20 protein-coding genes and 1 pseudogene are annotated in these 24,899 nt (G+C 66.4%); 17 read left to right on the top strand and 4 right to left on the bottom strand.

The window, feature by feature from the left end; genetic code table 11:
* Positions 1-13: 13 nt before the first annotated feature.
* The 3 genes from modA to ACYQ00_RS19350 form a co-directional block, all read right to left on the bottom strand.
* Complete coding sequence (gene modA, locus ACYQ00_RS19360) at positions 14-772, bottom strand: molybdate ABC transporter substrate-binding protein (protein WP_460033703.1); 759 nt, start codon at positions 770-772, stop codon at positions 14-16.
* A gap of 12 nt (positions 773-784) precedes the next feature.
* Positions 785-1,447: a molybdate ABC transporter permease subunit gene (gene modB, locus ACYQ00_RS19355; RefSeq protein WP_460033702.1), complete on the bottom strand. Its 663-nt coding sequence runs from the start codon at positions 1,445-1,447 to the stop codon at positions 785-787.
* 107 nt (positions 1,448-1,554) lie between these two features.
* The gene (locus ACYQ00_RS19350; RefSeq protein WP_460033701.1) at positions 1,555-4,596 is read right to left on the bottom strand and encodes an ATP-binding protein; all 3,042 of its coding nucleotides are present in this window, start codon (positions 4,594-4,596) and stop codon (positions 1,555-1,557) included.
* Positions 4,597-4,814: 218 nt separating this feature from the next.
* Between ACYQ00_RS19350 and ACYQ00_RS19345 the strand changes: the two genes are divergently transcribed.
* A complete protein-coding gene (locus ACYQ00_RS19345; RefSeq protein WP_460033700.1) occupies positions 4,815-6,374 on the top strand; it encodes a cobyric acid synthase in 1,560 nt (519 codons plus the stop codon).
* 159 nt (positions 6,375-6,533) lie between these two features.
* Here ACYQ00_RS19345 and ACYQ00_RS19340 read toward each other — a convergent pair whose 3' ends face one another.
* Entirely contained in the window at positions 6,534-7,322 is a 789-nt protein-coding gene (locus ACYQ00_RS19340) for a hypothetical protein (protein ID WP_460033699.1), read from the bottom strand.
* Positions 7,323-7,485: 163 nt separating this feature from the next.
* Here ACYQ00_RS19340 and hrcA point away from each other — a divergent pair, with 163 nt between their 5' ends.
* The 16 genes and pseudogenes from hrcA (at position 7,486) to recJ (ending at position 24,749) form a co-directional block, all read left to right on the top strand.
* A complete protein-coding gene (gene hrcA, locus ACYQ00_RS19335) occupies positions 7,486-8,538 on the top strand; it encodes a heat-inducible transcriptional repressor HrcA (RefSeq protein WP_460033698.1) in 1,053 nt (350 codons plus the stop codon).
* 138 nt (positions 8,539-8,676) lie between these two features.
* On the top strand, positions 8,677-9,291 hold the full coding sequence (locus tag ACYQ00_RS19330) for a nucleotide exchange factor GrpE (RefSeq protein WP_460033697.1): 615 nt from the start codon (positions 8,677-8,679) through the stop codon (positions 9,289-9,291).
* A gap of 150 nt (positions 9,292-9,441) precedes the next feature.
* On the top strand, positions 9,442-11,352 hold the full coding sequence (gene dnaK, locus ACYQ00_RS19325) for a molecular chaperone DnaK (RefSeq protein WP_460033696.1): 1,911 nt from the start codon (positions 9,442-9,444) through the stop codon (positions 11,350-11,352).
* Between the two features lie 110 nt (positions 11,353-11,462).
* On the top strand, positions 11,463-13,565 hold the full coding sequence (locus ACYQ00_RS19320) for an ABC transporter substrate-binding protein (protein ID WP_460033695.1): 2,103 nt from the start codon (positions 11,463-11,465) through the stop codon (positions 13,563-13,565).
* Between the two features lie 33 nt (positions 13,566-13,598).
* The gene (gatC, locus tag ACYQ00_RS19315) at positions 13,599-13,898 is read left to right on the top strand and encodes an Asp-tRNA(Asn)/Glu-tRNA(Gln) amidotransferase subunit GatC (RefSeq protein WP_460033694.1); all 300 of its coding nucleotides are present in this window, start codon (positions 13,599-13,601) and stop codon (positions 13,896-13,898) included.
* Positions 13,899-13,916: 18 nt separating this feature from the next.
* Positions 13,917-15,422: an Asp-tRNA(Asn)/Glu-tRNA(Gln) amidotransferase subunit GatA gene (gatA, locus tag ACYQ00_RS19310; protein WP_460033693.1), complete on the top strand. Its 1,506-nt coding sequence runs from the start codon at positions 13,917-13,919 to the stop codon at positions 15,420-15,422.
* A gap of 22 nt (positions 15,423-15,444) precedes the next feature.
* Complete coding sequence (gene mnmA / locus ACYQ00_RS19305; protein ID WP_460033692.1) at positions 15,445-16,521, top strand: tRNA 2-thiouridine(34) synthase MnmA; 1,077 nt, start codon at positions 15,445-15,447, stop codon at positions 16,519-16,521.
* Positions 16,514-17,890, top strand: coding sequence for a radical SAM protein (locus ACYQ00_RS19300; RefSeq protein WP_460033691.1), 1,377 nt, complete (start codon positions 16,514-16,516; stop codon positions 17,888-17,890). Before mnmA ends, ACYQ00_RS19300 begins: the two co-directional genes overlap by 8 nt.
* On the top strand, positions 17,887-18,474 hold the full coding sequence (locus ACYQ00_RS19295) for a hypothetical protein (RefSeq protein WP_460033690.1): 588 nt from the start codon (positions 17,887-17,889) through the stop codon (positions 18,472-18,474). Before ACYQ00_RS19300 ends, ACYQ00_RS19295 begins: the two co-directional genes overlap by 4 nt.
* On the top strand, positions 18,464-19,381 hold the full coding sequence (locus ACYQ00_RS19290) for a YicC/YloC family endoribonuclease (protein ID WP_460033689.1): 918 nt from the start codon (positions 18,464-18,466) through the stop codon (positions 19,379-19,381). Before ACYQ00_RS19295 ends, ACYQ00_RS19290 begins: the two co-directional genes overlap by 11 nt.
* A gap of 12 nt (positions 19,382-19,393) precedes the next feature.
* Positions 19,394-19,645, top strand: a pseudogene (locus ACYQ00_RS19285) (DUF370 domain-containing protein); the annotation flags it as partial.
* Positions 19,646-19,744: 99 nt separating this feature from the next.
* On the top strand, positions 19,745-20,368 hold the full coding sequence (gene gmk / locus ACYQ00_RS19280; protein WP_460033688.1) for a guanylate kinase: 624 nt from the start codon (positions 19,745-19,747) through the stop codon (positions 20,366-20,368).
* Positions 20,365-21,108: an orotidine-5'-phosphate decarboxylase gene (pyrF, locus tag ACYQ00_RS19275; protein ID WP_460033687.1), complete on the top strand. Its 744-nt coding sequence runs from the start codon at positions 20,365-20,367 to the stop codon at positions 21,106-21,108. Before gmk ends, pyrF begins: the two co-directional genes overlap by 4 nt.
* Positions 21,109-21,324: 216 nt before the next feature.
* The gene (locus tag ACYQ00_RS19270; protein WP_460033909.1) at positions 21,325-22,104 is read left to right on the top strand and encodes a tetratricopeptide repeat protein; all 780 of its coding nucleotides are present in this window, start codon (positions 21,325-21,327) and stop codon (positions 22,102-22,104) included.
* 18 nt (positions 22,105-22,122) lie between these two features.
* Positions 22,123-23,016, top strand: coding sequence for an HDOD domain-containing protein (locus tag ACYQ00_RS19265; RefSeq protein ID WP_460033686.1), 894 nt, complete (start codon positions 22,123-22,125; stop codon positions 23,014-23,016).
* Entirely contained in the window at positions 23,013-24,749 is a 1,737-nt protein-coding gene (gene recJ, locus ACYQ00_RS19260; protein WP_460033685.1) for a single-stranded-DNA-specific exonuclease RecJ, read from the top strand. Before ACYQ00_RS19265 ends, recJ begins: the two co-directional genes overlap by 4 nt.
* Positions 24,750-24,899: the final 150 nt, after the last annotated feature.

The raw sequence follows: 24,899 nt of genomic DNA, 5'->3' as shown, positions 1-24,899 counted from the left end.
ATCTGAAACAGCGTTACGGTTTTTGGAAGCCGTAGGATTCCAGAACCTTCATGCCCTCAGCCGAACGCACGAAGCTCACGAAGGCCCTGGCTTCTTCAGGTGCGGCAGCCGCCTTGGTCACGGCGATGGGATAGGTCACGGGCTCGTCCAGGGGCACCGCCAGCACGATGCTCACGTCATCCTTGGCCTTGTAGGCGTCCGTGCGGTAGACGAAGCCGGCTTCAGCCTCGGCGCGGCGCAGGTAGTCCAACACCTGGCGTACGGATTCGGCAAAGACGAACTTCTTTTCCAGCACCGTGTAGAGACCCTGCTTTTCCATGAATTTCTTGGTGTACTGGCCTGCGGGCACGCTTTCCGGGGTGCCGATGGCGATGGTCTTCACGGCGTCGCCCTTGAGGTCATCCACCTTGGCCACCTCGGCCTTGTTGGCCTTGGGCGCGGCGAGCACCAGATCGTTCTTCACAAAGTCGGCCCGGGTGGCTGTGTCGATGAAGCCTTTTTCAACCATCGCATCCATCCATTTCTGGTTGGCCGAGGCAAACACGTCCACCGGTGCGCCCTGCTCGATCTGCTTGGCCAGCGGGCCGGAGGCGGCGAAGTTGCAGGTGATTTTGACGCCGGGATGGGCCTTTTCAAAAGCCTTGCCCAGTTCGGTGAAGGCATCAGTCAGACTGGCGGCGGCGGAAATCGTGAGATCCTTGGCCATGGCCGGAACAGCCAGCACGAGGACAAGGGACAAGGAGAGAAGGGCGAGACTCAGTTTGCGGACCATAGCACTTCCTTTCTAATATCGTGGTTTCAGCAGGCGGGAGGTGGTGACGAGCAATACAATGCAAACCACGGAGACGATGCCCACCAGCAGGTTGGCCCGGCCATCCTCACCGGCCTGCACCGCCGTGTACACGGCGAGTGACAGTGTCTGCGTTTTGCCGGGCAGGTTGCCGGCAATCATCAACGTTGCCCCGAACTCCCCCATGGCCCGGGCCAGGGCCAGCATGGAACCAGCCAGGATCCCGCGCCAGGCCAGCGGCAGGGAAACAAACAGAAAAACCTCCCAATCCCCTGCCCCCAGGGTCCGCGCAGCCTGCTCGCAGCTGGCCGGCACGCCTTCCAGCGCCGCCCTGGCCGTGCGGTACACCAGCGGAAAGGCCACCACCAAAGAGGCCAGCACCGCGCCCTGCCAGGTGAACACAAGGCGAATGCCAAGCTCCTCTTCCAGCAGGCTGCCAATCAGCCCTTTGCGGCCAAACACCACCAGCAGGTAATACCCGAGCACCGTGGGGGGCATGACCATGGGCAGGGTCAGCACGGCGTCCAGCAGGTCCTTCCCCCAGCGCAGCCGCATCACCACCATGGCTGCAAGCGCCCCAAATGCCAGGGCAAACAACGTGGCGATGGACGAGACCTTGAGCGTGAGCCATAATGGAGAGAGAATATCCTGAGGCATGGCCAGGTTCCTACACGTCCCTGTCCTCTTCGGACAAGGAGGTCACGTATTGATGGAGAATCGTGAATACCGCGCCGGCAACGCTGCCCGGGCCGCTGTGTTGGCGCTTACACGAGAGGGGAATGCACCGGCAGCTCCACGATGAAGGCGCTGCCCTGCCCCCAGGCCGATTCAGCCCAGATGGCGCCGTGGTAGTGTTCCACGATCTGTTTGCAGATGGCCAGCCCCAGCCCGGTGCCCTCGGGTTTGGCAATGCGGGTATCGCGCCCGGCGACCTGATAGAACTTGTCAAAAATTCGTTCCAGATCCGCCAGATGGATGCCCTGGCCCGTGTCTTCCACGCGCAGTTGCAGCACGTCGGGCCGTGGTGCGCGAACTTCCAGCCTGATTTCGCCGGCATCGGTGAATTTGATGGCGTTGTGCAGCAGGTTGATGAGCACCTGGGCCATGCGGTCCGCATCCACCTGCAACACCGGCAGATCCGGCGCCACGCGCACCACCAGCTCCACCTCCGGCTTCTGGACGAACTGGGCCGAGACGGCGCGCACGGCCCGCTGCACGAGCGCCTCGGGCGCAATGTGTTCATCGCGCCACTGGACCTTGCCGGATTCGATCTTGGCCAGATCAAGCAGATCATTGATCAGCCGGGTCAGTCGTTCGCCTTCCTGGCTGATGATGTCCAGATTGTCCTGAATGCGTTGGCCCCGTTCCGCGAGCCGGCAGTCCTCCCCGGTCAGGCATTGATAGTGCCGGGCAAAGTCCTTGGCCACCAGCTTGGCAAAGCCCAGGATGGAGGTCAGCGGTGTGCGCAGCTCGTGGGAAACGGACGTCAGGAAGCTGGTTTTCATCTGATCCAGCTCCAGCAGCCGGATATTGGCCGCTTCCAGCTCCATGGCCTTTTGCCCAAGATCCCGGGTCCTGGCTTCCACCAGCTGTTCCAGGCGGCGATTGAGCCGGGCCAGGGCCTCCTCGGCCCATTTGCGCTCCGTGATATCCTGCAAGATGCCGCGCATGCGCTCCGGCCGGCCCTGGGCGTTGCGCGTCACCTCCCCGGCTTCGGCCACCCACCGGATGCCTCCGCCGGCATGCAGGATGCGGTGCTCCACATTGTATCCCACCCCGTGCCGGAACGAGGCGCCCACGGCATCCAGGACCAGTTTGCGATCGTCGGGGTGCACCCGCTCCAGAAAAGCCTTGTAGGTGCCGGCGAATTCCTGTTGCTGCAGGCCGAACAGCGGCGCGATGGCATCGGACCAGAACAGCCGTCCCGAGCTGATGTCCCATTCCCAGGAGCCGATATTGGCGGCCTTCTGGGCCAGGGCATAACGCGCCTCGCTGGCACGCAGCGCGGTGAGCGCCTCGTTGCGTTCCAGCACATTGCCCATGAGTTCCGCGGCCATGCCCAGCAGGGTGGCCTCCTCGTCCAGAAAACTCCTCCGACCCCACTGGCTGCCGGCCACCAGCACCCCGCGCAGGCCCGAAGACGACCCCACCGGCACGGCCATGCAGGATTGCAGGCCCCGGGCGAGCAGGTCATCCCGCACCTCGGCGGCTTCTGGCGGCATGGCGCGAAGATCGGCCACGATCACACTCTTCTGCCCGTGCAGCAGGTTCCAGAGCCATGCGTACCGCCGGGCCGGAACCAGCGAATCAGGCGGACCGGGCGGACCGGGAGAGGCAGGCTCCGACACGGCGGCCACTGCCAGGGGCATGTGGTCCAGGCCGTCCTCCACGCGCCACTCGCAGACGGTTCGCAACATCTGCTCCTCGGCGCCACCCTGCACTCTGATGAGGACGAAGAGCTTGTCCGCAGCCAGAAACTGGCCCAGCATGGCGAGCATGGATTCGATGGAGGCGTCAGCCTCGCCCAGTCCGCAGTCCAGGCAGCGTCTGGAGAGCTGGGCCACCAGCAGTTCCATTTCCAGCCGGCGGATCAGGCGTTCTGTCATGGCGTTAAAAGCCTGGCCCAATTCGCCGACTTCGTCCCCGCCCCGGGCCGGGGCCACGGCGGCAAGATCGCCCGCCGCCACCCGTCTGGCAGCCTGGGTCAGGCGTTGGATCGGCAGCATGATGGACCGGGACAGCGCAGCCCCGGCCAGCACTGCCAGGAGCACCCCGCCCAGCACCGCGCCCCCCATCCAGGCCAGCTGCCGGCGCACCGGGCCCAGCAGGGTGGTTTCCGGTTCCACGAACAGCGTTTTCCAGGGCGCTTCTTCCAGTGGAGCCATGGCAAACACGGCGTTGAACCCGGCATCCAGCCCGTGCTTGCGCAGCCGGACAGCATGCAGGCCAGGCTGGTGTTCGCGCTGCCGCAGCGCCGTCAGCAGGGCGGAGTCTCCATTACCCGGCAGCACCTCCATCCGCCAGGCCGGGTAAAGCTGCAGGGTGTCCGCCTCCACCAGTCCATGGCCGCCGCAGGCCAGCAGCTGGTGCTGAGCGTCCACCAGCATGGCGTAGCCATCCAGCCGGGGCGAAGCTGCACTGCGTAAAATGATCTCCTGAAGAATATTCAGGGAATACTCCACAGCCACCACACCAGCCGGAGCCTCTTGCCGGGCTCCCGCATCCATGAAGGCCGGCGCCAGAAACAGCAGGGTGTGCTCTGCGCGGTGCCGCGTATCGTCCGGGGTGACGATGACGGCCAGTGGTCGATGCCCGGTCAAGACCCGGCGCGGGGGCGTATCCCCCGGCGGCAGATCGGCGACAGGCATGAGGGTGTGCCCCAGCAGGAAAGGCGCGTGCTCACCAGCCAGAGCATCCAGCAGGGCGGCCCGTTCGGCAGCCGGGAGGCATGACCTGGCGCGAGGTGTATCTATATCAAAACAGGCGGCCACGCCGGGCAGCGCAGCCAGCATCCGGGCCTGATCCATGCCCTGGCGCAACAAGGCATCCACCCTGCCGGCTGTCAGGGTGGCAGCGGCGTGCAGCCGTTCCAGGGCAGCGTCCCGTGCGCCTTCCCTGGTGCGGGAATACTGGGTGGCCACAAACAGAGCCAGTGGAGTCAGGGCCACCAGCAGCATGCTCCACAGCAGCCGCTTGCGCCAGGAATGCAGGGCCCGGGGACAACAACGACGCGCCATCCGCCGCCACAAGCGACGGTACAGGCTGCGATAGTGGCCACGATACTGGCCGGTCCTGCGAGCCGGCATACGCCCCTCGCGACCCGCCTGCGCTTCCAGTGGCACCGATGTGTTCCGGTTCCAGCTCATGCACCCCTCATGCCGACTGCCCCCCGGCTCTGGAGTAGTAGATGAGGAAGTGGCCGGACGCAAGCACCCTTCCCCGTTCGGCACACGCGGACACCGTGTTCATTCTTGTTCTGTCGCCCCTCTGGAAAGTCCTGGCAAAGCCTTGTACAAGCGTGGCCATGCCACCTTCATCCCCCTCCCCCATGCCTGCGGGCTCCACGCCTGCCGCGAACCGCACGCCAGCGCTGATGATCCAGGGCTGCAGCTCCAACGCCGGCAAAAGTGTGCTGGCGGCCGCGTTCTGCCGCATGCTCCTGCAGGACGGCTACGCCGTGGCCCCTTTCAAGGCCCAGAACATGAGCCTTAATTCCTACGTCACCCTGCGCGGGGAGGAACTCGGCCGCGCCCAGGCCACCCAGGCCATGGCCTGCCGTCTGGAGCCGGACGCACGCATGAATCCCGTGCTGCTCAAGCCGTCGTCCGCCACGGGTTCGCAGGTCATCCTCATGGGCAAGCCCGTGGGACAGATGAAGGTTTCGGAGTACGTCCGGTTCAAGCCCACGGCCTTCGAAACAGTGACCAGGGCCTACGACGAGCTGGCCGCCGGACATGAAGTGATGGTCATTGAAGGCGCCGGCAGCCCGGCGGAAATCAATCTGAAGTCTCACGACATCGTGAACATGGCCGTGGCCCGCCACGCCCGCGCCACGGTGCTGCTGACCGGGGACATCGACCGCGGCGGCGTGTTCGCGCATTTCGTGGGCACCCTGGCCCTGCTGCCCCCGGAGGAGCAGGAGATGGTGGCCGGCCTGCTGATCAACAGATTCCGCGGCGACGCCTCCCTCCTGGCTCCGGCCTTTCCGGAAATGCGCGCCCGCACTGGCAAGGATGTCCTTGGCGTCGTCCCCTATGTCCAGGAGCTTGGTCTGCCGGAAGAGGATTCCGTCACCTTCAAGGAAGGCGCGCGCGGCAGTTTCTGCGTCTTCAACCCCCTGCTCAAGCAGGGCAAAGTGCTGGCGGTGCTGGTGGATCTGCCGCACATCTCCAACTTTACCGACATGGACGCCCTGCGCCAGGAGCCCGACGTCATCCTCCAGACTGCCCGCACGCCCGAAGACCTCGCCGGGGCCGACGTGATCATCCTCCCCGGCACCAAAAGCACGGCCGCGGACCTGCGCTGGCTGCGCGAAACCGGTCTGGCCGAGGCCATCCAGGCCAGGGCTGCGGATGAATCCGCCATCATCGTCGGCATTTGCGGCGGCCTGCAGATGCTTGGCCAGGCCATCGAAGACCCGGATGGCGTGGAATCCTCCGGCGAAGCCGCGCCCGGCCTGGGCCTGCTGCCCCTGGTCACGGCCATGGGGCGGGAAAAAATCCTGCGCCGCGTCCTGGCCCGGCACGTGGACACCGACCTGCCCGTGGACGGCTACGAGATCCACCACGGCGTCACCCAAAGCGCCGGCAGCGGCGAGCTGCTGGAAGACATCGTGGACCAGGACGGCCGCGCCCTGGGCTGGGGCCTGCCGGGCAACCTCGTCTGGGGCACCTACCTGCACGGGGTCTTCGATGCCGACCGCTTCCGCCGCTGGTTCCTGGACCGCCTGCGCCAGCGCAAGGGCCTGACGCCCCTGGGCAAGGTCATGCAGCACTACAGCATCGACCCGGCCCTGGACCGCCTGGCCGACGTGGTCCGCGCCAACGTGGACTGGCCGCGCATCAAGCGGATGATGGGGCTGTAGACCACGTCGCCGTGCTCGCGGAGGAGAGAAAAAGCAGTTGGGGGAACCCCTTTCTGTAGAAAGGGGTTCCCCCAAACCCCCTCCCAAAAGACTTTTATTAGTTATACGACATAGCAAAAAAGGGGTTTACTTGAAGACCATTGTGCGAGTGCGGCGCCATCAGGATTGCTGCGGCTTCCAGGGCAGTTCCGGCGGGCCGCCGGCCAGTTCGAAGTCCCAGACCCAGACACCGCAGGGCACGAACGGGGCGTGCTCCTTGACCTCCCCGGAATAATACGCCGCCAGGGCCGCGGCCTTGCCGGCATCATCCACCAGCCCGAACTCGTTCAGCGCCACGCCGTGCCGGGTCAGGGTGGCCTCCAGTTCGCCCTCTTCCCACCAGAAGCCCCAGAAGGCGCTGTGGGAAATCCAGTTGTCCGCCACGTCATAGCCGAGGAACTGCCAGCACGGATTGTCTGCCACATGCTTCAGGGCCAGGGGCTGCACCCCATGGTGTTTGCGATACCGGGCCGCGTCCGCCGTCGGGATGTCCACGGCAATCAGCGCCCCCTTCTCTTTGAGCGCCACGGCCACGGCAAAGAGGTAATCCGTATCATAGAACCAGAGGCCATTCGTCCACTGCTCGTATTGCTCCAGGCCCTTGCATTTGGGCCAGGTTCCATGGTCCGGGATGGCCGGATAGGTCTGGCGCCGGGTGAGAAACGCATGCAGCACGGAGAAGCCGGCAAACTCTTTGACATCTTCCGGATCCACCTCCCGCCGTCGTGCGTCCAGCCCGATGAGCACCCGGTCGGACGACGAGGCGGAAAGCTCCCAGGGGGAAGGCGGCCGGCCGGGTGCGCGCCGGCCGGGTGCGCGCCGGCCAGAAGCGCCCCGGCCAGAAGCGCCCCGACCAGAAGCGCCCCCGGTGGAAGCGCCCCCGGTGGGCGGCGCATGCTGTGCAGTCATGATCATTTCTCCTTAAAAACTGGTCCCGGGGCACTCGCTCCCCATGCGTCTGCCTCTGGCTACCATTTCTTCCTCCACCTTGACACCCCTCCCCCGCGTTGTTACCGGCTGTTGACAATCCTGTGAGCCGAATTGCCCGCCGGACTGCTCAAGGTGAACCGCCATGCACGCACTCACGCCGCGCGAACACGAGGTCCTCAAGACCATCATGGAGGACTATATCGCCACCGCCCAGCCGGTGGGCTCGCGGGCTGTTTCCAAACGCTCCGGCCTGGCGCTCTCCCCGGCCAGCATGCGCAATGTGATGGCCGACCTCACCGACAAGGGCTTTCTGGAGCAACCGCACACCTCGGCCGGTCGTGTTCCCACGGCCCAGGCCTTCCGCTTTTATCTGGATACCGGCCTGCCCCCCCGGCCCATCGACGAAGACGCCCGCACCCAGATCCAGACAGCCATCCTCTCCTCGGGGCTGGACCTGCACCGCATGCTCACCCAGGCCTCCCGGCTCATGGCCGGGCTGACGCATCAGGTGTCCATGGTCATTTCCCCTGGTCTGCAGGACGCGCGCTGGAAGGAGATCGACTTTGTGCGCATCAAGGCCGGGCTGGTGCTGGCCGTGCTGGTGCTGGAGGGCGGCGAGGTCTGCAACAAGATTTTGCCCGTGGAAGACGACGTCTGCGCCGATGAACTCCGGCGTTTCGCCAATTTCCTCAATGACTCCTATCGCGGAAAAACCCTGCGCGAGGCGCGCGGCCTGATCCGCAAGGAACTGGCCGACGCCCGCAAACAGCTCTCCAGACTCTGCCACTCCGCCCTGCTCCTGGCCAGGGAAACCTGCGACCGGCCGCCAGGACGCGACATCATCGTGGATGGCGCGGCCAACATCCCCCGACACGTCGAGTTTACCGACATTGAACGCCTGCGCGACCTGCTCTCCCTGCTGGAAGAACGCAGCCGGCTCCTGGATATCCTGGACAAAATCCTCGCCGCCGATCAGGACTCCCCCGGCCTGCGGGTGACCCTGGGGCAGGAAGACCAGTATCTTGGCGAAGGCCTCAAATCTTTGAGCGTGATTTCAACAGGTTATGGAGACAGCGCCACCCCCCGCGGCACCCTGGCCATCATCGGCCCCATGCGCATGGATTACGCAAGCATCGTTCCAATGGTTGACACCATCGCGCAAACGCTTACTTCCATGCTGAAAGCGCGGTTTTAGCGCCTGCTGCGCGGGGCCTGCGCCCGCATGTGGCAGCGTATGACTGCCCCTGCTTGTTTTGGCCGGCCGAGCCGGCCTTGTTTTTGGCCGGCGTGTGCCGCTGGCTGCACTTTTTTGTCCCAGGAGGAGAAAAACACCATGACCAACGACGGCGCCAACGCCAAGGGCCGCACCATCCCCGTCACCGACCTGGACGAGCAGGCGTCTGCCACCATGACTACCAATATGCCCACAGACGAAGCCCCGCCCACCCTGGCCGAAATGGCCCTCTCCGACGAGGAACTCAAGGCCCTGTGCGTGGAACGCATCTGCCCTGCCTGCACCGACAAGACCGTTGCCGACGACGCCCGCCTGCGCATGCTGGCCGAGATGGACAACTACAAGAAACGGCTGCAACGCGAAAAGGACGACTTCGTCCGGTTTGCCAATGAAAAGCTCGTGGCCGACCTCATCCCCGCCCTGGACGCCATGGATCTGGCCCTCAAGCACGGCGCCAATGTCCCCGGCTGCAAGGACGTGGTGATGGGGGTGGAAATGACCCGCAAGATGTTCCTGGACACCCTCTCCCAGCATGGTCTGTGCGCCGTGGGCGCCGTGGGCGAGGAGTTCACCCCCGAGCGCCATGAGGCCCTGGGCGAGGAACCCCGCGAGGACATGGCCCCCGGCCTGGTCTGCCAGCTCATCACCCGCGGCTACCTGCTCAAGGAACGGCTGGTGCGCCCGGCCCAGGTGCTGGTGAGCAAGGGAAAGTAAGTTTTTTTTCCAAAAACCCCTGTACAAAATTTTGACGCGTCTTACCTCAAACCAAGCGCGGCACTGCAGGCGAAACACCGCCTAACGTCGCGTCCGACTAAGACAATACCAAATCCAGATACAGTTCGTTCTTCGAGGAGGACATTCGGCATGGGGAAGATCATCGGCATTGACCTTGGCACCACCAACTCCTGCGTCTATGTAATGGAAGGCAAGGATGCCAAGTGCATCACCAACCCCGAAGGCGGTCGCACCACGCCTTCCATCGTGGCCTTCACCGACAAGGAACGCCTGGTGGGAGAGCTTGCCAAGCGCCAGGCGGTCACCAACCCCGAGCGCACGGTCTTCGCCATCAAGCGCCTCATGGGTCGCCGGTTCGACGCGCCCGAAGTCGGCACGTGGAAGGGCCACTGCCCCTACAAGATCGCGGCCCTGGACAACGGCGACGCCGGCGTGGAAGTGGAAGGCAAGAAGTACAGCCCCGCGGAAGTTTCGGCCATGATCCTGCAAAAACTCAAGAAGGATGCCGAAACCTACCTGGGTGAAACCGTGACCGAAGCCGTCATCACCGTGCCGGCTTACTTTAACGACGCCCAGCGCCAGGCCACCAAGGACGCCGGCCGCATTGCCGGTCTGGAAGTCAAGCGCATCATCAACGAACCCACCGCGGCCTCCCTGGCCTATGGCGCGGACAAGAAAGCCAACGAAAAGATCGCCGTCTTCGACCTTGGCGGCGGCACCTTCGACATCTCCATCCTGGAAGTGGGCGACAACGTCGTGGAAGTGCGCGCCACCAACGGCGACACCTTCCTGGGCGGCGAGGATTTCGACCACCGGGTCATCAATTTCCTGGTGGAAGAGTTCAAGAAGGAAAACGGCATCGACCTCTCCAAGGACCGCATGGCCCTGCAGCGGCTCAAGGAAGCGGCGGAAAAGGCCAAGAAGGAACTCTCCTCCTCCGTGGAGACCGAGGTCAACCTGCCCTTCATCACCGCCGACGCCTCCGGCCCCAAGCACATGCTCATCAAGCTTTCCCGCGCCAAGCTGGAACAGCTGGTCATGGATCTCGTGGCCCGCACCGAAGGCCCCTGCAAAAAGGCCCTGGCCGACGCCAAGCTTTCCGCCTCGGAAATTGACGAGGTCATCCTCGTCGGCGGCATGACCCGCATGCCCCTGGTGCAGCAGAAGGTGAAGGAATTCTTTGGCAAGGAACCCAACCGCTCCGTGAACCCCGACGAAGTTGTGGCCATGGGCGCGGCCATCCAGGGCGGTATCCTGGCCGGCGACGTGAAGGACGTGCTGCTGCTCGACGTCACCCCCCTCTCCCTGGGCATCGAAACCCTGGGCGGCGTGATGACCAAACTCATCGAGCGCAACACCACCATCCCCACCCGTAAGAGCCAGGTCTTCACCACCGCCGCGGACAATCAGCCCTCGGTCTCCATCCACGTCCTGCAGGGCGAACGCCCCATGGCCGCGGACAACATGACCCTGGGCCGCTTCGAACTCACCGGCATCCCCCCGGCTCCCCGCGGCGTGCCCCAGGTGGAAGTGAGCTTCGACATCGACGCCAACGGCATCGTCAACGTCTCGGCCAAGGATCTGGGCACCGGCAAGCAGCAGTCCATCCGCATCACGGCCTCCTCCGGCCTCTCGGAAGCAGACATCCAGCGCCTGATCAAGGATGCCGAATCCCACGCCGAGGACGACAAGAAGAAGCAGGCCCTGATCGAAGCCCGCAACCACGCCGACACCCTGATCTACACCACCGAAAAATCCATCAAGGACCTCGGGGACAAGCTGGACGCCGCCCTCAAGACCGAGATCGAATCCAAGGTGGAAGCCCTGAAGAAGACCATGGAAGGCGAGGATGACGAAGCCATCCGCAAGGCCACGGAAGAACTCTCCACCGCCTCGCACAAGATGGCCGAAATGATCTACAAACAAAGCGCCGAAGGCGCCACGCCTCCTCCCGGTGCCGACGCCGGCGGGGCCGCTGGCGGAGCCGGCGCAGGAAAGGACGATGACGTGGTGGACGCGGACTATACGGAAGTCAAATAGCCCCGCCTTGCCATCACGCGCGCAAATCGGTACAGAAGCGTGGCCTGCATGCGCAGCAGGCCACGCTTTTTCGCATTCTCCCTCCACCTGCGTGCCCGGCCCGTCTTCCTATGCAGCATACTTCAGACGCTCCCCGCCATTCCCGTCCGGCGTTCGGCCCGGCGTTCCTCCCCGCGTTGCTGGCCGCCCTGTTCCTGTTCGCGCTGGCTGGCTGTTCCTACATTGAACGCCCCCCCGTGCAGCAGCCCCGCCAGCCCGAACCCGCGGTGCACGGCACCCCCGGCGTGCCCACCCGGCCCGTTGCGGCCCAAAGCCCACTGGCGGACGCGGATCAGGCCTTTGCCGCCCGCAATTACACCAGCGCCATCACGCTGTACGGGCAGGCCGCCCGCAACGCCTCCCTGCCCCTGGACCAGCGGCGTCGCGCCTGGCAGCGGCTGGCTGAAGCCGCACTGCTGGCCAATCAGGTCACCGTGGCCCTGGACGCCGTCAAGGGCTGGCGGCAGATGGAGCCTCAGGCCGCAGCCAATGCCGACTGGCAGAATCTGTACCTGAAGGCCCTGCGGGCCATGCCGGACTCCCAGGCCAAGTCCGACCAGCTGCAGGCCATGACCCGCGACAGCTCCCTGCCGCCGCGCATGCAGGCCATGGCCGGCGTCTCACTGGCCACCATCGCCTGGCGCATGGCCGACCTGCAGCAGGCCTATACCAGACTGCAGCAGCTGGCGGCCGCAGCCCCGGCGCTCCTGCCGGATCTGGAAGCCGCCCTGTTCGACGAGCTGCAGACCATGCCGCCATCCAACGTGGAGTCCCTGCTGCTGCTTATTCCCCAGGAACGGCAACGGCAGTTCCCGGCCAGCATCATTCTTTTGGACAGGGCCCGCCGGCTGGCCTCGCATGACCCGGCCCAGGCCCGGCAGATCGCCCAGAGCCTGCAGGGCGCGGTGGCCAACCAGGCCCTGGCGACCAGCGTCTTTGGCGGCGGGCCCTCTGCCCCGCCTGCGGCCGCCTCGGGCGGGGTGGCCATTGCCGTGCCCCTGTCCGGCTCCTTTGGCAACATCGGCTGGAAAATCGTCCGCGGAGCCGGCATTGCCCGCGACGCCCTGGCCCGCCAGGGCGTGACCATGGCCGTGGAAGCCATCGATACCGAGCAGCCGGACTGGCTGGACAAACTGCGCGCCCTGCCGGCGACCATCACCGTGGTGGGCGGCCCCCTGCGTGCCGACCGCATCCAAGCCCTGGCCAATGCGCGGCTTTCGGACCGCTTCGCCTTCTTCGCCTTTGCCAACAGCCTGGGCGGCATGCAGGAAGGTCGGGACGCCTGGCGGTTCTTCTCCAGCCCGCAGGATCAGGTCCGGGCGCTGCTGGACTTTGCCGGCAGCCAGTTCAACGTCACCAGTGTGGGCGTGCTCTCTCCTGAGGACGACTTCGCCCTGCGCATGACTGACATCTTCGAGCGCGAGGCCCGGGCCCGCGGCATGGCCGTGCCCACGGTCATCCCCTACTCCCCCCAGGACCGCAACTCCTGGTACGACGTGGCCGGACGCTTCCTCAATTCCGGCGACGTGCAGGCCGTGTTCATGCCTGCGGAATTCAGCCATGCCGAGAGCATGCTGCCCAACTTCATCTACCATCAGCGGCGCGATCTGGTCTTCCTGGGCCCCTCCCTCTGGGGGCAGACGCTTTCGCGCAGCCGGAACATCGTGGAGCGCGACTTCATGCGCGCCGCCTTCCCCTGGGCCTGGCGCATGGACGCCCCGGGCGGTCCGGCCCGCGAGCTGGCCCAGCAGCTGCAGGCTTCCGGCGGCGGCGTGGCCGACCTGTGGTCCGCCATCGGCTACGACTTTGTCCGCTACATGCACGCTGTGGGGCAGGTGCCCGCGCCCATTGACCCGGGCTTCCTGAACCATCGTCTGGCCGCCACCAGCATCGACTGGAGCATGGCCCCCATGCGCTTTGACGCCTCGGGCCACGCCTCGCAGCAACTGTATGTCTTCCGGCCCACCCGGCAGGGTTATGTGCTCTTTGACGCGCCCGTGACCGACCCCGGCGCGCCGCCTGCGCCGGAGGAGACTGACCCGGCTGCTCCGGCGGACCAGGGAACGAGCACCGGGGCGCCCGGTGCCTCCATCCCGGCGCAGGGCGTGCAGCCGGGCGTGTTGCCCGTGCCGCGCCCGCAACCCGTGCCCGCCACGCCGGCCGGCCAGTTTTAACGTCGACACCCTCTTTGTGAGAAGGATCGCGCCATGTCTCAAGACCACAAGGGCCTGAGTGCCCGGGACGCCGCCGCCATCGCCCGGCTGGCCCGGCTCGCTCCCGACGAGGCCCTGCTCGAACGCTTTGCCCGGCAGGCCAACGACATCCTGGCCGCCATGGAAACCCTGGCCGAGGTGGACACCACCGGCGTGGCCCCGCTGTACAGCCCCATGGAGCACGCCCCGGTCCTGCGTGAGGATGAGATCCTGCAGGTCCACTCCCGTGAGGCGCTCCTGGCCAATGCCCCGGAAACCGACGGCCAGTTCTTCATGGTCCCCCGCATCGTGTAACCACGGCACTGCTCTGTTATGATTACCGATCTCACTATTGCTGATCTCCGCGACCGCCTGCAGGCCAGGGATATTACCGCCACCCAGGCGGTGCAGGAAAGCCTCGACCGCATTGCCGCAAAAAATCCGGTCCTCAATGCCTACCTGCATGTGGACGCCGCCCGGGCCCTGGAAGAAGCCAACGCCATGGACGACACCGGCCCCGATCCGGACAAACCCCTCTGGGGCGTGCCCCTGGCGGTCAAGGACGTGCTCTGCGTCAAGGACATGCCGGCCACCTGCGGCTCGCGCATCCTGGAGAACTTCCGTCCCTGCTACGACGCCACCGTAGTGGCCAAACTGCGCGAGGCCGGAGCCATCATCCTGGGCAAGCTCAACTGCGACGAATTCGCCATGGGCTCCTCCAACGAGACCTCCGCCTATGGCCCGGTCCGCAACCCCTGGGACCCGACGCGGGTTCCCGGCGGCTCCTCGGGCGGCTCGGCCGCAGCCGTGGCCGCGAACCTGTGCTTTGGCGCCCTGGGCACGGATACCGGCGGCTCCATCCGCCAGCCGGCCTCCTTCTGCGGCGTGGTGGGGCTGAAGCCCACCTACGGCCGCTGCTCCCGCTACGGCCTCATCGCCTACGGCTCCTCCCTGGACCAGCCCGGCCCCATGACCCGCAGCGTGGCCGACGCCGCGCAGCTGCTCGAAGTCATGGCCGGTCCTGATACCCGCAACGCCGGGCATCCCAAGGACTCCACCTGCGCCCCGCAGCCCGTGCCGGCCGGTGAGCACAGCTGGACGGCCCTGTGCGAGACCGCCCGCCGCGCGAATCTGGCCGGTCTGACCATCGGCCTGCCCGAGGAATACTGGGGCGAAGGCATCGACGACGATGTGCGCGCGCCCATGGAGGCGGCCATCGAGACGGCCAAATCCCTTGGCGCGACCATCAAGCGCGTCTCCCTGCCCCTCACCAAATACGCCGTGCCCACCTATTATATCGTGGCCATGGCCGAGGCCAGCTCCAACCTGGCCCGCTTTGACGGCGTGCGCTACGGCCGCCGCGCCGCGGACCCGCAGGAACTCATCGAGCTGTACACCCGCTCGCGTACCGAAGGGTTTGGCGAGGAGGTCCAGCGCCGCATCCTGCTCGGGACCTACGTCCTTTCCGCCGGCTACTACGACGCCTACTACCGCAAGGCCGCCCAGGTCCGGCGCAAGCTGCGCGAAGACTTCCTGACCGCCCTGGAGGGCTGCGACGTGCTGGCCGGCCCGGCCTCCCCGGTGGCGGCCTGGAAGCTGGGCGAACTGGTGGATGATCCGCTCAAGATGTACCTGCTGGATATCTTCACCGTGTCCCTGAACCTGGCCGGCCTGCCCGGACTGTGCTTCCCTGTGGGCACCAGCCGGGCTCCGGATATGCCCACCGCCCTGCCTGTCGGGCTGCAGCTTTTTGCCAAGGCCTTTGATGAGGCGAGCCTCTTCCGCGTGGCCGCGCCCCTGGAACAGGCCCTCGGCCCGCTGCCCTGCCCCGGAGCGTAAGGGAACGAACGGACCAGCCGCCATGGAGCCTTGCTCCGCTTCTGTTGGGACAGCCCGCCTGGCCGTGGCCGTGAGCGGCGGCATGGACAGCCTCCTGGCCCTGGCCCTGCTGGCCGAGGCCGGCCGGGCCGCCTGCGCCCTCCACGGAACCTTCTTTCCCCAGGACGACACCGCCCGCCGCCGCGCCGAGGCCCTGGAGGCCCAGTGCCGGCGGCTGGGTGTGGCGTGGTACCATGTTGATCTGACCCATGCGTTCGACGAGCTGGTCATCCAGCCCTTTGTGAGGGCCTATCTCGACGGCCGTACCCCCAACCCCTGCGCCCTCTGCAACCCGCGCATCAAATTCGGCCTGCTCCTGGAACAGGCCCTGGCCCACGGTGCAGACGGCCTGGCCACCGGCCATTACGCCCGCCGCCTCTTGGACGCGCACGGCCGGCCGGTGCTGGCCAAGGGCGCAGACCCGGCCAAGGACCAAAGCTATTTCCTGGCTCTGGTGCCGGCGCAGCGACTGGCCCGGGCCGCCTTTCCGCTGGATGGCTGGAACAAGGCCGACGTCCCCGCCGCGTTGGCCGCCCGGGGCCTCACCCCGCCGGAGACCCGCGAAAGTCAGGAAATCTGCTTCGTTCCCGACGACGACTACCGCGCCTTTCTCCGCGCCCGCTCGGCGAAACTGCCCGGCCCCGGTCCCATCCTCCTCAATGGAACCCGTGTGGGCACGCACCAGGGCCTGTGGGGCTATACCCCTGGCCAGCGCCGTGGGCTGGGTGTGGCGCACAGCGAACCGCTCTTTGTCCTGGGCAAGGACCGCGGCCGCAACGCCCTGCTCGTTGGCCCGCGGGAGCACACCCTCAGCCGCCTGTGCACGGCGTCCGACTGCAACATCCTGGTGCCCTTGCAGGAATGGCCGTCCCCGGTCCTGGCCAGAACCCGTTACCGCCAGCAGGAACAACCGGCCACATGGCGGATGGACGATGACACGCTGACCCTGGAATTTCTCGCTCCCCAATCCCTGCCCGCCCCCGGGCAACTCGCCGCGGTGTACGACGAGGGCGGCCGGGTTCTGGCTGGCGGGGTGATCCGCGAGGTGTCTCGTGGCTGAATCTCCCCGATTTCATTTGATTGTGCACGGCTGCCGGGTGAATCAGTACGAAGCCCAGGCCCTGCGCGAGGCCTGGGAGGCCGCCGGCGCCATGGCGACGGCAGAACCCTGCGCAGCGGATGTGATCATCTGCCTGAGCTGCGGCGTCACGGCCCGCGCGGTGCAGTCCCTGCGCCGGGAGCTGCCGCGCCTGCGCCGGCTGGCGCCGGCTGCCCGGCTGCTCTGCGCCGGCTGCGTGCCCCAGGCCATTCCCGGCGAACTCAAGGCCGCGGCCGAGGGCTGGGAGCTGCTGGGCAAGGACGCCAAATCCAGCCTGCTGCAGTTGTTTGACCACACACAATCCCCGCCGCCTCCTTCCCCCTGGCCGCCCTTTGCCGTGGCCGGCAGCGAGCGGGCCCGGGCGCTGTGCAAGATTCAGGACGGCTGCAACCAGGCCTGCGCCTTCTGCATTATCCCCAAGGCCCGCGGCGGGCCCGTGAGCCGTCCCGAGGCCGAGACCCTGGAGGAAATCCGCCGGCTCTTCGACGCCGGAGCCCGGGAAGTGGTCCTTAGCGGAGTCAACCTGGGGCAATACCATGGCAAATCCGGCGATCTCTGGAGCCTGTTGCGGCGAATCGACGCGGAACTGGCCGCCGACTGGGCCGGCCGGGCGCGCATCCGTCTTTCCTCCCTGGATCCCGGGCTCCTGACGCCGGCCGGACTGGAGGTGCTGGCCGGGTCCGGCCTGCTGTGTCCGCACCTGCATCTCTCCTTGCAGTCCGGCAGCCGCCGGGTTCTGGACGCCATGGGCCGGCGGCACTATGCCATCCCGACCATTGTCCGCTGGGTGCAGGACGCCGTGCGCCAGCGACCGGCCCCAGGCCTGTTGGGTCTGGGCGCGGACCTGCTGACCGGTTTTCCCGGCGAGGACGAGGCCGCCTTTGCCGAAACCGAAGCCCTCTTCGACCAGCTGCCCCTGACCTATGCCCATGTGTTTCCCTTTTCCCCACGGCCCGGCACCCGCGCCGCGACCCTGCCGGGCCAGGTGCCTGTCTCCCGCCGGCTGGCCCGGGCCGAACGGCTGCGCACGCTGGCCGGGGAAAAGGCCCGTCGCTTTGCCTCGGCCCTGCTTGCGCACTCCGGACCGGGCGGGGCAAGGCTGCATATGGTGGTGGAGCAACAGGGCATGGACTCAATCGCCGGAATATGTGAATATGGTGTGCGCTGCCGGCATATGCTGGCCGCCGAAGAGATTGGACGGGTTGCCCGGCGGGACTTGGTGCCGGTGCATCCCGTTGCCGTTGACGACGACGGCGCTGGTGAAGGATTATTGACCACATTGGCGGACAATTTCCGCCTCACTCCCTCTACCCCATCCGGAATGCCATGACTAAGCCCATCTTTTGCCGTGCGCAGTGTCCTGCTTTCCTGCCCCGTCCTGCCGCGTTGGTGCTGTTCCTGGGACTGTGCGCCCTGCTGGCCGCCTGCGCCGGGGAGCAGGCGTCTTCCAGTGTGGCAGAGCCCGCTGCGGCCGCCCCTCAGGCCCAGGCTTCAGCCCCGGCTCCGGCTCCAGCTCCAGCTCCGGCTCCGGCCCAGCAGGCCGCTTCCGGCAGCCAGTCCAAACCTCGCGACCTGTTTGAAGCCTTTGCCGACGACGGCGCCGGGTTCAACGCCCTTTTTGCCAACCCGGCCCGGCCCACCCTGCCGGATCTGAGCCAGGCCAAAAAGCTTGGCCAGCAACCGGCCCAGGATATCCTGCCCACGGTGCCCGGCACGGAAACCACCATCGTCGGCTATCAGCTGGGCAAAATTGTCATCGAGCTCTTCACCCTGCCCAATGGCAAGATCTACACATTCACCCTGCGCAACATGGAAACCGGCGAAGAGCGCTCCTACTTTGACCGCGAAGGTGACGGCATTTTTGAACAACAGGGCGATTCCGGCGACGTGAATGAAAAAGCCTATGGCTACTAAGCACTCTTCCGGCCTGCACAGCATGACCGGCTATGGCCGGCATCAGGATCCAGCCGACTCCGCCCGCCCCTTCCGCCAGGAATGGGAAGTGCGCAGCGTCAACTCCCGGCACCTGGACTGCAAGTGGCGGCTGCCGCAGATGGTCCGGGCCCTGGAGCCGGCCCTGGAAAAGGTTCTGCGCCGCTTTGCCTCCCGCGGCCGCATCGAGCTGACCCTGCATCTGGCCGTGGATGATCCGGCCTTTCTGGGCATGCGGCTGAACCGGCCCGTGGCCCTGGCCATGCTGGAGGAGATTGCCTCCCTGGCCCGGTCCCAGGGACACGCCTTCATGCCCGATTATTCCCGCCTGCTGCATCTGCCGGTCTGCTGGGACGAAGATCGCGCCGCAGGCAACCCCGCCCTGCAGCAGGCCCTGGAGGCCGGCCTGGCCGCCGCGCTCACAGCCTGGAACGATTCGCGACGGCAGGAAGGCGCGGTGCTGGCGGCGGACATCACCCAGCGCGTGGCCCTGGTGCGCGAGGTCTCCCGCGAGCTGGCCGAACTGACGCCGCAGGTGGTGGCCCAGAAGCAGCAGGTTCTGAGCGAACGCCTCAGCCAGTGTCTGTCCCAGTGCACCCCGCCTGGGGAGCTGGACGAGGCCCGATTTGCCCAGGAGGCCGCGCTGTTGGCCGATCGCCTGGATGTCAGCGAGGAGCTGACCCGCCTGGGCGCGCATCTGGATCTGTTGGAGCAGATCCTCAAGGACGGCGGCGAGATCGGCAAAAAGCTGGACTTCACGCTGCAGGAGGCCTTCCGGGAAATCAACACCCTGGGCAACAAGTCCCAGCACGCCGGCGTGTCCCGGCTGGTGGTCACGGTCAAGGCCGAGCTGGAAAAGTGCCGCGAGCAGGTCCAGAACATCGAATAGGAACATCTCGAAATGCAGCGCCCCAAACTGCTCAATGTCGGGTTCGGCAACTATGTTGTCTCCACCCGCGTGGTCGCCATTGTCACACCTTCCTCCTCGCCCATGCGCCGCCTGCGCGAGGATGCCCGGCAGGAAGGCCGGCTCATCGACGCCACCCAGGGGCGCAAGACGCGCTCCATCATCATCACCGATTCCAACCACCTGGTCCTCTCGGCCATCCAGGCCGAAACCGTGGGCCAGCGATTCGCCCAGCTGGAGGATGCCGCCCGGCGCGACCAGCCCCAGCCTGTGGACGAGGAACTGCTGGACAACGGCCTGGAAGACGAGCTTGCCATGGACGACGACACGGAGGACGATTCCTAAATGGCTTCCACCACCCGGCCGGGCCTGGCTCTGGTCATTTCTGCTCCCTCCGGCGCCGGCAAGACCACGCTGGTCAAACGGCTGACTGCGGAATTTCCCCGCTTCAGCTATTCCATCTCCTGCACCACCCGCGCCCCCCGCGAAGGCGAGGTGGATGGCAAGGATTACCATTTCCTCACCCGCGAGGAGTTCCTCACCCGGCGAGACCAGGGCTACTTTGCCGAATGGGCCGAGGTGCACGGCAACTTCTACGGCACCCCCCTGGCCGGCGTGTGCAGACAGCTGCAGGAAGGCCGGGATCTGCTGTTTGATATTGACGTGCAGGGCGCGTTGCAGCTCCGGCCCTGGCTCAAGGCCTTCCATCTCTTCATCCTGCCGCCGGACCTGGCCACCCTGCGCCAGCGCCTGGAACAACGCGGCAAGGACACCCCGGAAATCATCGAACGGCGCATGCAAAACGCTGCGGAGGAAATCCGCCGCGCGCCGCTCTTCGACTGTCAGCTGGTCAATGACGACCTGGAAACCGCCTGGCAGGAGCTGCGCGCGCTGTATCTGTATCTCGACCTGCAGGCCCGCAACTCGCCTGACTTTGCCCGGATCATCCTCGAAGGCGGCCGGCTGTGAGCGCATGCCTGCCTGCCCTGATCACCGCCCTGGATGTGGATTCCCAGCCGGCGGCCCTGGCCCTGGCGGCGCAGGTCATCCCGGCCAGCCCCTGGGTCAAGGTGGGGCTGGAGCTCTTTGCCGCGGCCAGCCCGGCCGTGGTCAGCGCCCTGGCCGGGCAGGGGGCCAGGGTGTTTCTTGACCTGAAATTCTTTGACATCCCGGCCACGGTCCGCGCTGCCGTGCGTGAGGCAACCCGGCTGGGCGCGAGCATGACCACCCTGCACGCCCTGGGTGGGGAGCGCATGGCCCACGCCGCCCAGGAAGGCCGGGAGCAGGCGGCCCAGCTGGCTGGCGCCTCCGCCGCTGACACGCTCCTGGTGGCCGTGACCATGCTCACCAGCATGACCGGCGCGGATCTGGCCTGGCTGATGCCCGATGCCCCGGGCCGGGAGGCCGAGCTGGTGGTGCGCATGGCCGAACAGGCCCTGGCCTGGGGGTTGGACGGCGTGGTCTGTTCTCCGCGTGAGGCGGGTCTGGTCAAGGCGGCGTGCGGCCCGGATTTCAAGGTGGTCACCCCTGGCATCCGCCCGGCGTCCGCCACCGTGGATGACCAGCGCCGCACGGCCACACCGGCGGAAGCCGCCGCGGCCGGCGCGGATTTCCTGGTCATGGGCCGCCCCATCCGCACCGCCCCGGATCCCGCCGCTGCCGCGGCAGAGGTGGTTCGGCAGCTGCAGTGCACTCCCACGGTACGGTGATCGCTCATCCCCCCTTGTCCCCACTGGATTTTCCTGACAATCTGATGTACGTTGCAGTACCAAGCAATAACTGACGGCGCACTGTGAGGAAGTTCGGTGACCACGGATCAACACAACGCATCCAAGCCGCAGCCCCCCCAGCGGGAGCAAGGATCCGCCACCTTTGTGGAAAAGGACGACTCTCCTTTTGCCACACGCAGCCCTGGTGCGCCGCCCATTGGCGATGGGCGTGACCGCATTGTCGGCATCTTTTCCACACAATCCATTCAGAAGGTCGGCACCGGCACCACCGTGCGCCGCACCATTCAGAAGTCCTTCTGGATGTGTCGGGAACAACCCGACGGCAGCATCGAAACGCAGCCCCTCAATTCCCACTGCGTGCCCTCCGGCCCCAGGCGGCTCATTACCAAGGATGAGCTGCTGCAGCGGTTTTCTCCGGAACCGGAATTTTACGTCAATTCTGTGTATCCGGCCATGCAGGAGTTGAATAGCAACATCTCCCAGGGCGAAGACCACCGCGAAAAAGGCGAGTACCTGAGCGCCGAGCACAAGTTCCAGAAAGCCCTCAACGTGGATGTGGACAACGTCCGCGCCAACTTTGGCCTGGGGCTGACCTACCTGGAGCGCGGCGAGGTGGACAAGGCGGACAACATCTTCGACCGCCTGGTACGCCTGGACGCCGCCTTTGAACCGGAGCACAAGCACCTGTTCAACGAATTCGGCATCAACCTGCGCAAGAACAAGATGTGCGATCAGGCCCTGAGCTATTACAGCCGGGCCCTCTCCCTCTCCCAGGGGGATGAGCACCTGCACTACAACATCGCCCGTGCGCATTTTGAGAAAGGCCAGGTTGCCGAAGCCTTTGAACACCTGGAAACCGCCCTGTCCATCAACCCCGAGCTTGAGGCCGCCAAGAAATTCAAGGAGTGGCTCAAGGACAAAGGGCTGGTATCCAAGGCAACCCCCGGCGACTCTTCGTCCCGCTCTGCCACCTGATCCCGTTGGGGGACGGCCATGACCCAGACCCAGTACGAACGGGGCCACGAATTTCTCGCCTTCCTGCCATCCATCGGGCAGGAGCTGCCGTATTCCATGACCCTGCTGCGCGACCTGTTCGACATGACTGGCGACAACAGCCTGGCCTCCATGCCCGAACTGGCCCGCACTCTTGGCCAGGATCAGGGCCTCACGGCCAAGGTCCTGACCATGGCCAACTCTGCCTTTTATGGTCTGCAGGCCAAGGTTTCCACCCTGCCGCGGGCGCTGGCCCTCCTGGGGGTGCGCGAAATCCGCCAGCTGGTGCTGGTCCTGGGCGTGCAGTCCATCTGCTCGCGCCGTTCCCTGCCCCGCGCCTTTGACCTGCACGCCTACTGGAAGCACCAGCTCCAGGTGGCCGCCATCTGCAAGGAACTGGGCCTGCTGCTCAAACGCGCCAGCCATGCCGTCCTGGACATCGATCTGCTCTATACGTCCGGCCTGCTTCATGACCTGGGCAAGCTGCTCATTGCCCTGCATCGCCCCCAGGACTGGGAAGCTGTGGAAGTGATGCGGCTGGCTGAAAACCTCCCCTCCTTTGCCGCAGAAGACCGGCACTGGGGCCTGGAGCATGGACTCGTCGGGGCCATCACCCTGAATTCCTGGAATATTCCTCCCGAACTTACCGAGCCCATCAACTGGCACCATGTCCCCGAGCTGGCCAAGGACTGGCGCCCCCAGGCCACCGTGCTCTGCCTGGCAGACACCCTCTGCCACCTCCTGGAACAGCAGGACGACCCGCCTCACCCCCTGCCGGCCCATCTGGCCGCCTGCCTCGCCTCCCTGCAACTGGACCTCGCCGCCACCTGGGACATTGCCCGCGACTGCTTCCACGACGAGCGGCTTGAGGAGATGGCCTCGCTGCTGCAATGACCGCCCTGCACGCCCAAAAAACCTGGGAGCCCCGGCCGCACAAGGCCGAGCCGGACCAGTCCGGACGCCTGGAGGCCATTGCCGCCGAGCTGTCCATCACCCCGGCCCTGGCCCGCCTGCTCTGGCAGCGCGGCTTCACCTCGGCCCAGGCCATGGACCGCCACCTCTCCCCGGGCCTCAAACACCTGGAAAACCCGGCGCACTGGCCCATGCTCGAAGACGCCGCCCAGTGCGTCCTTGCCGCCGTGGAACGGCAAAGCCCCCTGGCCATCTGGGGCGACTACGACGCCGACGGCGTCACCGCCACCGCCCTGCTGACCTCCTTTTTCCGCAGCCGGGACATTCCCGTCACCCCGCACATCCCCGTGCGCATGGAGGACGGCTACGGCGTCAACATTCCCGGCATCGAGCGCCTGCACGCCGACGGGGTGCGGACGTTGATCACCGTGGACTGCGGCATTGCCGACGTGGCTGCCCTGGGCCGTGCCCGCGAGCTGGGCATGGAGGTGGTCGTCACCGACCATCACCTCCCCGGCGCGAGCCTGCCGCCTGCCGCGGCCATCTGCAATCCCCGCCTGGGCGGCTGCCCCTGCGATTCCATGGGCGATCTGGCCGGCGTGGGCGTGGCTTTTTACCTGGCCGCCAGCCTGAACCGGCGCCTGCCCGGCCCGCAGGCAGATGTCCGCAGCCTGCTTGACCTCGTGGCCCTGGGGACCCTGGCCGATGTGGTGCCCCTCTCCGGCGTCAATCGGATCCTCTCCAAAAACGGCCTCCTGCTCATCGCCGAGGGGGCGCGCCCCGGCATGGCCGCCCTCAAGGAAGCCGCGGGCTACGGCCCGGCCGCCGCGCTCACCGGCGGCTCCGTGGCCTTCAACCTGGCCCCGCGCATCAACGCCGCCGGCCGCATGGGCCGGGCCCAGGTGGCCCTGGACTGCCTGCTGGCCCGGGACAAGACCGCCGCCGCCCCCCTGGCCCGGCTCCTCGACGAGATGAACCGCGACCGCCGCGCCGAGGAGGAGCGCATCCTCCAGGAAGCCCTGGACTCCGCCGCCAGCCAGCCTCAGCTTGGCCTGGTGCTCTGCGGCGAAGGCTGGCACGAAGGCGTCATCGGCATCGTGGCCTCCCGCGTGGTGGAAGCCTTCCACAAACCCACGGTGGTCCTTTCCCGGGAACCGGAAACCGGCCGCTGCAAGGGATCTGGCCGTTCCGTCCCCGGCTTTGACCTGTACAAGGGGCTGACCCGTTGCGCCGAGGTCCTGACCCGCTATGGCGGGCACCCCCAGGCCGCGGGCATGACCCTGGATGAATCCAACCTGGAGCGCTTTCGCAGCCTGTTTCACGAAGCCGTGCTGGAGCAGCTGGGCCCCACCCCGCCGGGGCCGCGGCTGCACGTGGATGGCCAGCTGGCCTTTGCCGAGGTGGATCACCTGCTCCTGCGCGAACTGGAGCTGCTGCAGCCCTTTGGCATCGGCAATCCCGAGCCCGTGTTCGTCTCGCCTCCTGTGGAAGTCCTCTCCCGCAAGACCTTCGGCCAGGACAACCGCCATGTCCGCCTGATGCTGCGGGACAAGGCCGCAGGCCTGACCCTGCGCGCCAAGGCCTGGCGCATGGGCGAGGTCATCCCGGAACAGATCATCGGCCAGAAGGTTCGTCTGGCCTTCGTCCCCCGCATCGACAGCTACGGCGGCCTGCCCAGCATTGAGCTGGAGCTCAAGGATCTGGCCCCGGCCTAGTGTCGCGTCCTATGCAATGATCTATACAGAATAGACGCAACACATGGCCGCCTGCAAGGCGGCCCCCGGAGCAGCATGCTCCGCATTTCGTGGACATCACACTAGTCTCCCCGTCTCCCCCCTGCTTCCGATTTCTCCCATGCCCCCGCA

The organism is Megalodesulfovibrio paquesii (assembly GCF_054653055.1).
Note: the sequence above shows the minus strand (reverse complement) of the source record. Positions and strands in the feature narration are given on the sequence as shown.

What these genes read in the sequence shown, in the direction of transcription:
- modA (WP_460033703.1), bottom strand. Translation starts at nt 772, where the DNA reads ATGGTCCGCAAACTGAGTCTCGCCCTTCTCTCCTTGTCCCTTGTCCTC.
- modB (WP_460033702.1), bottom strand. Translation starts at nt 1,447, where the DNA reads ATGCCTCAGGATATTCTCTCTCCATTATGGCTCACGCTCAAGGTCTCG.
- ACYQ00_RS19350 (WP_460033701.1), bottom strand. Translation starts at nt 4,596, where the DNA reads ATGCCGGCTCGCAGGACCGGCCAGTATCGTGGCCACTATCGCAGCCTG.
- ACYQ00_RS19345 (WP_460033700.1), top strand. Translation starts at nt 4,815, where the DNA reads ATGCCACCTTCATCCCCCTCCCCCATGCCTGCGGGCTCCACGCCTGCC.
- ACYQ00_RS19340 (WP_460033699.1), bottom strand. Translation starts at nt 7,322, where the DNA reads ATGACTGCACAGCATGCGCCGCCCACCGGGGGCGCTTCCACCGGGGGC.
- hrcA (WP_460033698.1), top strand. Translation starts at nt 7,486, where the DNA reads ATGCACGCACTCACGCCGCGCGAACACGAGGTCCTCAAGACCATCATG.
- ACYQ00_RS19330 (WP_460033697.1), top strand. Translation starts at nt 8,677, where the DNA reads ATGACCAACGACGGCGCCAACGCCAAGGGCCGCACCATCCCCGTCACC.
- dnaK (WP_460033696.1), top strand. Translation starts at nt 9,442, where the DNA reads ATGGGGAAGATCATCGGCATTGACCTTGGCACCACCAACTCCTGCGTC.
- ACYQ00_RS19320 (WP_460033695.1), top strand. Translation starts at nt 11,463, where the DNA reads ATGCAGCATACTTCAGACGCTCCCCGCCATTCCCGTCCGGCGTTCGGC.
- gatC (WP_460033694.1), top strand. Translation starts at nt 13,599, where the DNA reads ATGTCTCAAGACCACAAGGGCCTGAGTGCCCGGGACGCCGCCGCCATC.
- gatA (WP_460033693.1), top strand. Translation starts at nt 13,917, where the DNA reads ATGATTACCGATCTCACTATTGCTGATCTCCGCGACCGCCTGCAGGCC.
- mnmA (WP_460033692.1), top strand. Translation starts at nt 15,445, where the DNA reads ATGGAGCCTTGCTCCGCTTCTGTTGGGACAGCCCGCCTGGCCGTGGCC.
- ACYQ00_RS19295 (WP_460033690.1), top strand. Translation starts at nt 17,887, where the DNA reads ATGACTAAGCCCATCTTTTGCCGTGCGCAGTGTCCTGCTTTCCTGCCC.
- ACYQ00_RS19290 (WP_460033689.1), top strand. Translation starts at nt 18,464, where the DNA reads ATGGCTACTAAGCACTCTTCCGGCCTGCACAGCATGACCGGCTATGGC.
- gmk (WP_460033688.1), top strand. Translation starts at nt 19,745, where the DNA reads ATGGCTTCCACCACCCGGCCGGGCCTGGCTCTGGTCATTTCTGCTCCC.
- ACYQ00_RS19265 (WP_460033686.1), top strand. Translation starts at nt 22,123, where the DNA reads ATGACCCAGACCCAGTACGAACGGGGCCACGAATTTCTCGCCTTCCTG.
- recJ (WP_460033685.1), top strand. Translation starts at nt 23,013, where the DNA reads ATGACCGCCCTGCACGCCCAAAAAACCTGGGAGCCCCGGCCGCACAAG.